Annotated in this window: 8 protein-coding genes; 1 reads left to right on the top strand and 7 read right to left on the bottom strand. The window is 37.2% G+C overall.

The genetic code is table 11. The features are described from left to right. Nucleotide 1 precedes the first annotated feature (1 nt). The gene (locus tag GUU89_RS07330) at nt 2-229 is read right to left on the bottom strand and encodes a PspC domain-containing protein (protein ID WP_121311682.1); all 228 of its coding nucleotides are present in this window, start codon (nt 227-229) and stop codon (nt 2-4) included. 3 nt (nt 230-232) lie between these two features. Beyond that, nucleotides 233-1,501, bottom strand: a complete 1,269-nt coding sequence (locus GUU89_RS07325; RefSeq protein ID WP_162127306.1) for a DUF2851 family protein — start codon at nt 1,499-1,501, stop codon at nt 233-235. 57 nt (nt 1,502-1,558) lie between these two features. Here GUU89_RS07325 and GUU89_RS07320 point away from each other — a divergent pair, with 57 nt between their 5' ends. Further along, complete coding sequence (locus GUU89_RS07320; protein WP_162127305.1) at nt 1,559-3,208, top strand: PNGase F N-terminal domain-containing protein; 1,650 nt, start codon at nt 1,559-1,561, stop codon at nt 3,206-3,208. Between the two features lie 56 nt (nt 3,209-3,264). On the opposite strand, the gene GUU89_RS07315 is transcribed toward GUU89_RS07320, so the two are convergent. The 5 genes from GUU89_RS07315 to GUU89_RS07295 all read right to left on the bottom strand — a co-directional run bounded on the left by GUU89_RS07315 (nt 3,265) and on the right by GUU89_RS07295 (nt 13,199). Further along, nucleotides 3,265-4,626 carry a pyridoxal-phosphate dependent enzyme gene (locus tag GUU89_RS07315; RefSeq protein WP_162127304.1) on the bottom strand — a complete coding sequence of 454 codons (1,362 nt, stop codon included), beginning with the start codon at nt 4,624-4,626 and terminating at the stop codon, nt 3,265-3,267. A gap of 176 nt (nt 4,627-4,802) precedes the next feature. Then, nucleotides 4,803-6,734, bottom strand: a complete 1,932-nt coding sequence (locus GUU89_RS07310) for a putative porin (RefSeq protein WP_162127303.1) — start codon at nt 6,732-6,734, stop codon at nt 4,803-4,805. Nucleotides 6,735-6,829: 95 nt separating this feature from the next. Beyond that, nucleotides 6,830-8,197 (bottom strand): T9SS type A sorting domain-containing protein, encoded by a 1,368-nt coding sequence (locus tag GUU89_RS07305; protein ID WP_162127302.1) that lies wholly within the window; start codon nt 8,195-8,197, stop codon nt 6,830-6,832. Nucleotides 8,198-8,332: 135 nt separating this feature from the next. Then, nucleotides 8,333-10,141 (bottom strand): RagB/SusD family nutrient uptake outer membrane protein, encoded by a 1,809-nt coding sequence (locus GUU89_RS07300; RefSeq protein WP_162127301.1) that lies wholly within the window; start codon nt 10,139-10,141, stop codon nt 8,333-8,335. 22 nt (nt 10,142-10,163) lie between these two features. Then, nucleotides 10,164-13,199: a SusC/RagA family TonB-linked outer membrane protein gene (locus GUU89_RS07295; protein ID WP_162127300.1), complete on the bottom strand. Its 3,036-nt coding sequence runs from the start codon at nt 13,197-13,199 to the stop codon at nt 10,164-10,166. Nucleotides 13,200-13,283: the final 84 nt, after the last annotated feature.

Below are 13,283 nucleotides of genomic sequence, written 5' to 3'. Positions count from 1 at the left end.
GCTATAAATCAAATACAGAAGTTCGTTTGCCCCGAATTAAATCTTTTAATTTAATCCAAAAAGCCAAAGTAAGATAGACACCAAACCATAAGCCTGCGGTCACAAAAGTGATATAAATAAAAAACAAACGAACATTCGACGCCCTCATCCCAAGCTTATCTGCCAATCTTGAGGAAACATGAAATCCGTGTTTTTCGAAAAAATATTTTAACTGAATGACTGGTGACATAGCTTACGATTTTAAAAGTTGGATCCCAATAGCACATTGCAAACATTGCTTTGGGTTGCAATAATCGTTTTTTAATTGCAGCAACGATTGGGTTTCAAAAGCATTTTTGGCTTTGACACCAAAATTAGCAAACTTTTCAATGATACTATTCTTTTCGGGCACAATAGTTTGCAGGAGGGCTAATGTGGTTTCCGTGATTTCCTTCCCAAGACTTTTGGCATAGGCAAATTGAACCGGAACGATGGCATTAATAATCAACAAGTCAATAAACGACTTAGAAAACTGTTTTTTCTTCTTCGGGCTTTTCTTCTCAAATTGGTAATGAGTTTGCCAGTACTCCGAAACAGCAACATCAAATAAATGGTAAAATTCCTCGAGTGTCTTTGCCTCAATAATTTTGGAAAACAAATTTTGCTGTTTGTGATACAACATGGCCAGTTGAGCCAAACGAATCGTCGGGAAATTATCAGGGCGATGCTTAAAAAACTGAACCGGTTCAATGGCTGTTGCTTCTAACTGATGCTTTTGTGAAAGATAATCATATCGGCGGCTTAATTCTTTGGCATAAACATCTTCTGCTTTTAAAAACAACAAATCAGCTCTGCCAAAAAATAAGGCTTCTATATTTTCCACTTCAGTGCTTTCCTTTCGAATTATAGAAAATGGTATCGATTTAGCCAGTTTAAAAAAAGCTTCACCATTGGTATTTAAACCAAAATTTTTAGCCATCATACAAAACAGCACAGCCTCCCAATAATTTTCAGTTTCCAATAAAAGTCGCTCAATAGGAATTGATTTACGCTCCAATCGCTCAAAAAACAAGCGTTCCTTCCAATGCTGTAAAATAAATGCGTCTATGGTCTTTATTTCGTTTTCGCAGTAAATCCAGGTTTTCGTAACCATTAAGGCCCGATAACTTTCTAGGCTCTCTTTGGCGATATATTCTTTGAGTTCTAAAACCGGGATTTCCGAATTGTCTTTTCTGAAAACCGGTGTATCATGTTCCCAAACTACATGCAAAATGACGTTATCATAATGAGGGTCTTTTTCGTGCTGATGCAAATACCAATCAGAAGATTTTACATGTATCTCAACATTGCCAGCCCATTTCTGATGATTAATACTGATTTGAGCATTAAAAAAATCGGGACCGGATTGCTTCAAGTATTGCCCGCTGTTTGTAATAGTAAGCGGTTCTCCTGAAACCGTTGTTAGGTTGGAAAAGTCAAACTTCTTATATTGCCAAGCATAATGAAGGAAATCTTCTTTCACGGATCTTAATTTTACAACTAAAGTAAGAAAATTACTTTTATAATAAAAATTATTGTAATGAAAAAATTACTAGTTATTGGTTTGCTATTGCTTTTTGGGGTTTCTTATTCTCAAAAGTATAAAATCACTTACCTGAAAAGTTCAAATGGTACTTTGATAGAAAACCAAGATCCGGTTTGGGTTTTTACCAATGTCAATCACACCCTGCTGAGTTCGGAAAAGATTAGAAATCAAAAAACCGATTATCCTTATGAAGAAACGACTATTGACAGAAGTACCAATTCTTTTTATCAAACGGCCTTTTTGAATAGTTCGGAAATCATTGCTACCAAAGACAGTATTGCATTGGCAAAACAAACCTTTGAATACTTAAATGAAACCAAGAAAATCTTAGGCTATAATTGCAAAAAAGCCAAGACCGTTGTCAACTCCAATACTATTGAATTTTGGTTTACCGAAGATTTGAAAGTAAAAGGTTCGCCAAGCGTTTTGGGACAAAATTTAGGTTTGGTTTTAGAAATGGTACGCAACGGAAACTTTGTCATCAAAGCCACCCAAGTGGAAAAAATTGATGCCCTTCCCTATTTTCGAAAAGTAACTAGATTAGTTGACGGGCTAACATATAAAGATTTGTTGTGGAAAAGTCGGTTTACCACCATATCTGTTTTCAAAGACCAAATCATTAATTTTTCAGAGGAGTCAAAATCCAACGACAGTATTCTTCGTTTTGCTAATGGAACGATTGCCGTTCGAAAAATCAAAATTCCCGAAATCAAATCCGGCAGTCAAATTTTTGTTGATGTTACCGAGCAATCCAATGGCGATGCTTATGACCGCACCGGGTCGTTTTTTATTATCCCAACCAACAAATCAATTTCATTTTTGGACGGCTTGCAAAACGGCTTAAAATCGTTACCAATTTACAATAACGGAAATGGCAAAGAATATCAAGGGGTAACCGCAACCGAAAACTACAATCCCGTGGTGGAGTTGATGCGCTTTTACACCCCGTTTGGCGTAAAGCAATACAACACTCTCCAACTGAAAGATAAAACTTGGGCTGAAAATGTTTTGTACCGACAAGATGTTTCTAATTTGAGAACGCTGTTGAGCGGGAAAGAAGTTTGGGTTGGAATTTTCATCGGCAATTATGACAAAGGCGGTCATAAAGTTTCAGCCAACATTACCATTCATAACGAAGAAGAAACAAAAAAAGTTGCCACGCAAATTGTTCCGTTGTTTTGTACCAATAACATTATGGAAATGGCCGGTCAGGAATATGGCACGATGTTTAATAACGAGAAGGGCCTGCAAGTAACTTTCCGATTGGACAAACCCATAAAAAACTGTAAACTGAGATACATAACTACAGGCCACGGCGGTTGGGAAAACGGTGATGAATTTGTGCCAAAGAAAAATACGATTGTACTTGACGGAAAAGAAACCTTCAGCTTTACACCTTGGCGTCAGGATTGTGGCTCGTATCGATTGTCAAATCCGGCTTCAGGGAATTTCCCGAACGGCTTATCTTCTTCTGATTACAGCCGTGCGAATTGGTGTCCGGGTACGGTTACCAATCCAATCAATATTGATTTAGGCGACTTGGAAGCAGGAAATCATTCGATACAAATAAAAATTCCGCAAGGTGCTCCGGAAGGCACGAGTTTTAGTTCGTGGAATGTTTCGGGTGTTTTGATAGGAGAATAAAAAAAGGGATAAAACAACAACTTTTGCCTTATCCCTTTTCCCTAATTCCTTATCTCTTATTTTATAGAACTGATAATATCGTGTTTGGTAATAATATGATGTTTCCCGTTCCCCAAGTCAACCAAAACCGCTTGGTTGTCTTTGTTGAATAATTTTGATATTTCTTCTATCGGTGCGTTGGCATTTACAATAGGATACGGTTTGCCCATAATTTCACGAATTGGTTTGTCAGCAATGTTTTTATCTTCTACATAGCTTCGGAACAAATCGGTTTCGTCAATGCTGCCTACAAATCCTGTCGTATCAATCACCGGGATTTGTGAGATGTTGTATTTTTTCAAACGCTCGATAGCGTGTGATACCAATTCCTCTGTTCTAACAATCACCAAAGGTTTGTCTTTATGGTCTTTGATAACGTCTTCAGCTTTGGTGATTTCTTCGTCTAAGAAACCTCTTTCGCGCATCCAATCGTCGTTGAACATTTTACCTACATAACGGCTTCCGCTATCGTGGAATAAAACCACTACCACATCATCTTTAGTAAAGTGCTCTTTTAATTGGTGCAACCCTTTGACACAAGAACCGGCTGAGTTCCCAACGAATATACCTTCTTCCAAAGCAATTTTACGGGTGTACACTGCCGCATCTTTATCTGTTACTTTGGTGAAACCGTCAATCACTGAAAAATCAACGTTCTTAGGAAGGATGTCTTCTCCGATACCCTCAGTGATATAGGAATAGATTTCGTTTTCGTCAAAAATTCCGGTTTCATGGTATTTCTTGAAAACAGAACCATAAGTATCGATACCCCAAACTTTAATATTTGGATTTTTTTCTTTCAAATATTTTCCGATACCGGAAATCGTACCGCCTGTTCCTACACCAACTACGAAGTGGGTAATTTTTCCTTCGGTTTGTTCCCAAATTTCGGGACCGGTTTGTTCGTAGTGTGCCAAGGCATTGCTTGGATTATCATATTGGTTTACGTACCACGAATTTGGAATTTCGGTGCCTAATCTTTTAGAAACCGAATAATACGAACGCGGATCGGTTGGTTCTACATCGGTGGGACATACGATTACTTTGGCGCCCACAGCACGAAGAATATCCATCTTCTCTTTGGATTGTTTATCGGTAATTACAAAAATACATTTGTATCCTTTTACAATGGCGGCCAAGGCCAATCCCATTCCGGTGTTTCCTGAAGTTCCTTCGATGATGGTGCCGCCCGGTTTTAATCTTCCGTCAGCTTCGGCGTCTTCTACCATTTTAAGTGCCATACGGTCTTTGGTAGAGTTGCCCGGATTGAAGGTTTCTACTTTGGCCAATACCAAAGCGTCAATTCCTTCTACCACTTTGTTTAGCTTTACTAAAGGAGTGTTTCCGATAGTTTCTAATATGTTTTTTGCGTATTTCATTAGTCTATTCTCGAGATGAATTTTGAATTTATTTTTTACAAATGTATGCCTATTTCGGATGTTTCCAAAAAAACAAATGGTTTATTCCTTAACCCTGACAGGAGCTGGCTACCGTGTAGCGCGGATGGCAGGAACTGTGCCAACTGATAAGGCCCGAACCTTTCGTTCCTGAACTTCTATTGGAAGAAATTCCACACCAGCCCGAAGCGAATCATGAAATCGCGGTACGGGTAATTAGGAGCCGTGTAGAAATTGTTCCCGGTCATTTTGGAATTAAAGTGCTCGGCTTTCAGAAAGATTCTCGTTTGGCGGATGCGAGCGTTGACAAAGAAATCGACCATAGGGAAATCGCCAATCTTTCTTTCGTTTTGCACAAAAGACTCAGCTGTTACCGGATTGTAATCATTGATGTAGAACTTGGTGAAATAGTTGAGGGTAAAACCGGTTTGCAAGTACAATGCTTTTTTGAAAAAGTAGTTGGTAAAATACAACGAGTTTCGGGTGACAATTTTAGGCACGTTTAGAACGTCATCGTTTTGATCAACTTGTTGATAAAGCACGGTGTTGTCAAGAGCCAATTTCCACCATTTGAATTCGCGTCCGACTTTTACCGACAAATAGTTGATGGCTTTGTCGTATTGTTTGGGCGAAATGATTTGTTGCTGCGGATCGTTGGCTTCATTGCTGAAATAGAGATGATCGTTGAGCGACGTGATTTGCAGGGAAGCGTCCAGCCATTGGGTTTTAGCGGTGGCTTCGAGGTTATTGATTTTTTCGTTTTTGAAGTTGTGGTACCAATTGTAATCTACATAACTGCTTTGGTACAAGTTGTAAATATGGTCCGGAATTTTGTTCAGCATTTGGTACTGAAAGACAAATTCGTTTTTGTCATTCAACTTATATTTCAGTTTAGCATCAAAATTAGACAGCGATTGGTTGGAAACCGAATTGGAATATACGAAAGTCCCGTTCCATTTGTTTTTGCGGTAATCGTATTGCCCGCCAATGGTGTTGATGTTATCGTTGAGCGAACTGGGCACTATGCCACTAACTAAAATCAGCGTTTTGTTGTAGTAATAATTATAGCGGAAGTCTTCGGCAAAAAACTGAAACTTACCCAACAGTGCGTTCTCATAGATAGCGCCGACTTTGTTGTACATTCGGTTATAGTGCGTTTGGTCATTGATATTGGCGCTTACATACGATTCGCCGAATCGCTTTACCTTATCGTTGCCCACTGTTGACAATACTGTTTTTTGGTTGTATTCGAAAAATTTGTTTTCGTAATTGAATTGGTGCGTCAGGTAGAGATTATTGTTGCCTTTTGTGCCATTGATTCTGAAATTGTGGTCAAAGAAAACCCGTTTACCTTTCATGAACGTGCTGGCATCGGTTAGGTAAACCTGTAATCGAGCCCGGTTGTCATAGGCAGGATTTTCACTTTCAAAATCTTCGATGGTGGTGATTCCGCCGTTTTCGCCGTTTAGGAAATCTTGTCCGGTGAAATGGAAGTTGAGATAGTATCTTTTATTTAAAGTATTGTAACTTGAAGTAAAACGGAAGTTTCCTGTACTGGACAATTGGTTGATATATTTCCCCAAAGAGCGCAATCCTTTGAAAGCAATAGAGAAATTAAAGCGCTCAGAAGTGTTTAATGCAATTAAAGCATCCAAAGACTGCCCTTGCTCCATAACGGTCTTAAAATAAAGCTCTGTTAGCGGTGTGGCTACCGAATAGTACTTAATATCCTTAACGCCCATGTAATTGTATTGCTTTCCGGAGAAACCAATTTCGGGAAAAGCGGCGAAGTTTTTTAAACCGTAATCCAGCGTGGTGTAAGTTTGTCCTTCGTTGGCAAAAGGAAGAAGACCAAATATATCCTTACGCAGGTAGTTGTATTCGTATTCTTTTTTTATAGACAGTGAAGTGTCAACATATGTGGTATCACGCTGAAGTGTTATGATACGGTATTGATCAAAAGCGGCTTTTTGTCCTTTCTTTGGTGTTACTTTGGGAGGTTGTTTCCCATTGGGTTTCTCAACTGTTTTGTTTTGAGAAAAACCTAATGAAAAAGACAAGAGTAAGAAAACAATAATCAGGTTTCGCATTGGAATAAATTTCGAAGCAAAAATACACAAAACTATTTGTAATAAAATCATAAAAAAACCACCCTGAGGTGGTTTTAAAATTGTTGCTGAACGAATTATTCTTTAATGAATTTCTTCGTTGCGGTATTCTTATCGGAATTAAATGTTATAAAATAAACTCCGGCAGACAAGTTAGACACATCGATTTGTGTTGGATTGTTGCCAACATTATTCCTAAAAACTTCTTTTCCTGAAATATCATTGATGGTAATGGTAGAAATCACAAAATCATTTTTAATAATATAATTCAATACATTACTGGTTGGATTAGGATAAATATTTACTGAATTAGAAAAGTTTTGTTGGGTAACACTCAATGGTGCTTGGCAGGCATTAGAGGTTTTCAATTCTTTTCTTCTGATAGAGTTTGTCATTACGGCTACAATTCTCGCTTTTTGATCAAGGGTAAATGTATTCATACAAGCATCATCACTATAGTCCATATAATTTTCAACCATATCTTGTTGTCCTGCATCATCAAAACAACTATCGTCACCAACCTGACAACCCCAGTGCTGATAGCCGGCTACCGGAGTATCATTACAATAGTCGGTTGCTGAACAATCAGCTGTCTGTGTTTGAGGATCACCGTCTCCATCACCCCAAATATGTCTTAACCCAAGACAGTGGCCTATCTCGTGAGTGGTTGTTCTACCACCGTTATAAGTATCGTCATAAGGTCCTACATTGGAAATGAGTTTTGAACCGAAAGAAGTGTATTTAATAACAACACCATCAGTATTGGCGGCACCGCCATTTGAATTTAGCCCTGATAAGCCTGATGTACTAGGAAATTGAGCATAGCCTAATAAATTACCCAAGCCTCCGGAAAAATTAACTACCCATATATTAAAATACTTTGTTGGATCCCATTGCGTAGTTGTTTTCATAGTTTCAACATCTTCTCTGGCTGTAAATGCCGAGAAAGTGGTAGTTACTCTATCAATTCCGTTTGTAGCACTTCCATCAGGTTTTCTTTGTGCCATACAAAATTCAATTTCCACATCGGCTCCCACTTCATTTTCATTGTAACCCGGCGTATCTAACATTCTTCTGAAATCCTGATTTAAAGATTCGATTTGGGCAAAGGCTCTTACATCAGCTAAGTTTTCATTAACACCAATGGCGTCACCATTGCTAAGAATATGAACAACTACCGGTATAGTAATAATGGTGTTGACGTTTTGCGTAGTCTCCTTTTTAGATTCAGAAATTTTTTCGGACATCCATTTTTCAAATTCTGCTGTAGTCTCTCTATCCGGGTATTTACTTCTAAGAATTGATTCATTCTCAACAGTAGCACAACGAAAGACTCCTGTTGGTGAAGCTTTTAATTTTGAAAATTCCTGGCTATATACAGCGCTTCCTATCGTAAAAAAACAAATGGCTGCAAAACTAGAATTAAGTCTGATTTTCATTTTCATAATGGTATTACTGTTTTAAAGTGTTGTTGGTTTATGTTGCAAAAATAAAGTATTAACTAGTTAATAGTCAACAAAAGTAAAAAAATAAATCCCGATTTTTTCAAATCGGGATTTAGTATACTAAGTCGCTAGATATTAATATCCAGGATTTTGATTAGCTTTTACAGAAGCATTAACATTAGTTTCTGATTGAGGCATTGGTAATGCAAAACGATAGTCAGAAACCGGTAGTGTACAAGCTCCGTTAAATTCACAGTCTCTGGCATCTCTTGAAATACCTTCACCTGCTAAAGCACCTAATCGTTTTAAATCAACAAAACGGTATCCTTCAAAAGCGAATTCAATTCTTCTTTCTTTTAAAATATCTTTAAAAGCAGCAGTAGCATCTGCATAGATAGGAGCCGGCTGTTGTCTGTTAGGATTGCAACGAGCATCACGAACCGCTTTTATTGCATTAGCAGCACCCGCTAAGTCACCAGCACTAGCCAAAGCTTCAGCTTTGATAAAGTACATTTCAGATATTCTACAGATTTTGATATCATTAACAAAGTTACCAGAATCAGCTCTACCAGGATATTTTCTTGTAGTAATCTTATCTGTGTATAAAAAGTCAACAACAGTCTGATAATTAGGATTAATAATAGACGTTGGGTGAATATTTACAGAATAACGAATATCACCATAATTTGACTTAGCCGTTAATGGGAAAGGAGCAGAATTAGCTGCAGAGAATGAAGCAGTAGCCGGAGTAGCAATAGTAGGATCCGGTGTTAATGTAATAACTCCGGTGGCAGAGTTAGATGATTTCACATAGTACACTTTACCTGCTACTATAGCATTCGATGGACTTGTTGATGTTCCATTGCTATTCAAAACAGCTGTAAGCGGATAAGAAGTATTAAATACAAACATATCGCCAACCAATAAGCTGTTACCAGGAATGGTAATATTAGAACCAGAAATTGCAGTAATATTCCAATTACTTGCTGAAGCAAAACTTGTAGTATTCATTGAATTAAACAATGCTCTACCTACTTCATAAAAAGGAGAACCGGTTACTGATGTATTTACACTGGCCCATAAGCCACCTGTTCTTGCTTCACCATTATTTTGCTTTAATTTAAAAAGCACTTCTTCAGTGGCAAGGTTATCATCGGTATGGAAAACATTTTTATATTTTGCATATGACGCTAAGTTAACACCAGAGTTAGCAATAACATCATCAGCGTACGTTAAGGCATTAGCATAATCCCCACGTAGGGCATTAACTCTAGCCTGCATAGCAATGGCAAAATATTTATTAGCATAAACATTACTAGGTGAAGTGCTCAATGTATTAAACAAAGTTATAGCATTAACTAAATCAGCATCAATAAAATCATAAAGCACACCGTTAGTTTCTCTAGGTTTTAAAGCTGTACTTGGATAAACATCATTTGACAACATTACACCTAAAGCGTTTCTATCTTTAGGATTGGTAGAAAAATAGGCAATTAATTGGATATGACAATAAGCTCTGATAGCTAAGGCTTGCGCCAAAGCACTATTAATTACTTCTTGTTCATCAGCATTTTCAGCCACTATATTATTAGAAAACTTAATAACTCTGTTGGCATAAGACAAAACAGCATAGTGATTTGACCAAATTCCTTCTGGTGCACCTGATGAAGGATTCAATAGAAACGCTAAGTAACTATCTTTTCCTTGACCTCCTGTATTGTAACCTACCCCTACTTCATCGGTAAAAACGGAACTGAACCCAATTTCTGAACCTGGACCCATAACCCCATAAGCAGTATTCATCAATCTCATTAAATCATCCGGTGTTTTGATAGCTTGCTCTTCTGTCAGATTCCCCGGAGTGAATGGCTCTAATAAATTATCATCACATGAAGTGGTAAATAAGATACTGGCCAAAGACAATATTGAAAGTATTTTTTTCATATTTTCTGTTATTTTTTTTTAATTAGAATCTTAAATCTATACCAAAAGAAATAATCTTAGGCGTAGGATATTGGTTTTGGTCACCTGCACGTGGGCTTTCTGCATCAAAACCTTGCCATCTTGTCCATGTTTTTAAATTCTCACCTTGCGCATAAAGAGAGGCACTGCTTAAGAAGGTTTTTTCTAAAAACTTTTTAGGCACTCTGTATCCCACTTGCAAGTAGCGTAATCTAACATAAGAAGCGTCTCTTAAGAAACGATCTGATCTGGCATCTTCTCCTTTGTTTGTAGCGTTTAAACTAGGTATGTTTGTGTTAGTATTCGTTGGAGTCCATGCATCTAACAAATCACTTGACACATTGAAGTTACTGATACCGGTTGGATCGTATAGTCCATCCATATCAAAATCAAAACGCCATACTTTTTGAGCAAAAGTAAAATTAGAGGTTACAAAAAATCCTTTGTAATCAATATCAAATCCAAAACTACCTTGGTAAACCGGCTGCTCTGATTTGTGCGTTATTCTTCTGTCGCCTTCAACTGGTGATTCTGTCAACGAACCATCAGCAGCAGTAAATAACAAATTACCATTTACAGGGTTTACACCAGCGTAAGGAATAACATAGTATTCATAAACTTGATTCCCGTTGGCAGTAATATAATTACCATCTATTCTTTGACCGTTGTTAACATCGATATCATAAACTCGGTTGTCGTTGTATGCTCCTGTACCTTTAACCGTAATTTTTAAGTTTTGATTTCTTACGACATCATAAGCCAAAGACAATTCCACCCCTTGATTCACAACATCAATAATAGAATTTCCTTTAATATCTTGTTGACCTGTAATTGGTGAAATTGGTGTTCTATCAAAAATATCAAATGTTGTTCTAAGGTACCAGTCAAAAGTACCTCTTAATCGGTTCTTGAACATTTCAAAATCCAATCCTAAATCCAATTGTTTTGTAGTTTCCCAACGGGCATCTACATTTCCTAACTGAAAGGCATACCCATTAGTACCATTGTAAACATTTGGCACAGTACTGTAGGTATCTAGGAATAAACTAGGGTTTAATGATGCATATATGGTTCCATCATCTACTCTTTCATTTCCGGTCGCTCCGTAAGAAGCTCTAAGTTTTAAAACATCGAATAAATTGTATTTCTTGATAAATGATTCGTTACCTAAATTCCATCTTGTTCCGATAGACCAAAAATTACCCCATCTTCTCTCTTTACTGAATCGGCTTGAACCATCTCTTCTTGCAGTTACAACTACTCCAAATCGCTTGTCAAAATCATAATCTACAGTAGCAAAATAAGAAATCAAATTCTTTTTTAATTTTAACGCACTAACATCGGCCGTATAATAATCATGAGCCAAGATATCGCTTAAATAACCAGTTCCAGCCCCTGGAACAAACGTAGCAGGATCCAAACCATTTTGACGGAAATTATTAGTATTCAACTGATTAAAGTTGTATTCTGAATTCAACATAACGTTAAAAGTATGTTTTTCAGCAAAAGTTTTTTCCCAATCCATTTGCCACAATTGTGAAAAAGCAAAATCTCTTCTGTAATTGATATCTTCAAATCCACCAAACTCCTGTCCTGGGTTTAAGAAAACCAACGCATTGAAAGATATTGGATTCTCAGATTGATTGAAACGAGTTTCAACAACCTCAGAAGAAGTTCTTGAAGTGAACGTAGTATTCTTAAAAATCTCATAACTAGCTTCTATCGAACCTTGTAATCTCATTTCATCCGTATTGTTAACATACGTTTTTTGTTTGTCAATAAGGAAAATTGGCGTATATAATAACCCACCTGCACCATATTGATCTAAAGCCGTTACTGAATCAACATAATCATCAGGGCTTAAATATGGGGCCCCTTGATAAGCACCAAGCACATAGTTTCTGTTTACTGCAGCAGTTCCCAAACTACCGGCATCATTACTCTTTGAAAAACCTATAGCTACGTTAGTACTGTAATTAAATTTACCATCTGTAGATTTTCCGTCTATGTTATTTCTAAAAGCAAATCGTTTTAATCCGGTTCCTTTCAAAATACCATCTTGGTTCAAATAATTCACAGAAGTATATGAACTTATTTGTTTTCCTTGAGTTTCCACACTAAAACTATGTTCTGTTGAAGCGGCTGTTCTAAAGAAATATTTAGACCAATCGGTGTCTACATTGTAGGCTGCAATTTCAGCATCCGTCAATGTAGCTCCTAAACCTTGTCCGTAATTTTTCTCTAAGGTAAGTAACTGTCTGGTATTTGCTTTTCTGTAATGCGCAGTCTGCAATTCAGTAAACCCACTGCTGGTAGCATAACGGAATTTAGTTTTTCCTTCATCTTTACCACCTCGTCTGGTTTTAATTACAATTACCCCGTTAGTACCTCTGTTACCATAAATTGCTGTAGCCGACGCATCTTTCAATACCGTAGCCGATTCAATATCATTAGGGTTAATACTACGGAAGTTATCGGCATTGGTTGGTATCCCATCAATAACATACAATGGGTCAGAGTTAGCAGTTAAAGTCGCTAATCCTCTAAGCAATACTACACTTCTTGAACCTGGTTGACCAGAACCTGTTGCAATATTCAAACCGGCAACTTGACCTTGCAATGTTTGAATAAAGGAAGCATTAGGTCTGTTTTCAATTGTTTTGGCATTAACTGTTGATTGGGCAACCACTGTAGTTGATTTAGTAGTATTTCTATACCCCTCTACAACAACTTCTTCCAATTTCACGCTACCTTCTACAAGGGTAACATTATAAGTAGAAGCAGCTCCCACAGTTACGTTTGAATTCGTGTAACCAGTAAAAGAAAACACTAAAACCTCACCGGCTTTAGTTTTGATGCTGTATTTTCCATCAAAATCTGCTTGTGCACTGCGAGTTGTTCCTTTAACAACAACATTCGCGCCAGGAAGTGGTCCAGATTTATCTGAAACAACCCCAGTAACAGTTTTCTCTTGTGCAAACGAAAACTGCATTGTAAACGCTAATAAAAGCGTAAAAATCCATTTGAACTTCGATCTCATATTAATTTTATTTGAGTTAGTTATTTTGCAAACTTCTTAATTATTTATTAATTAACCAAATATTAACAGTTAATTATAAAACAC

It is taken from the genome of Flavobacterium phycosphaerae, assembly GCF_010119235.1.
In the GTDB taxonomy this organism is placed as follows: domain Bacteria; phylum Bacteroidota; class Bacteroidia; order Flavobacteriales; family Flavobacteriaceae; genus Flavobacterium; species Flavobacterium phycosphaerae.
Note: the sequence above shows the minus strand (reverse complement) of the source record. Positions and strands in the feature narration are given on the sequence as shown.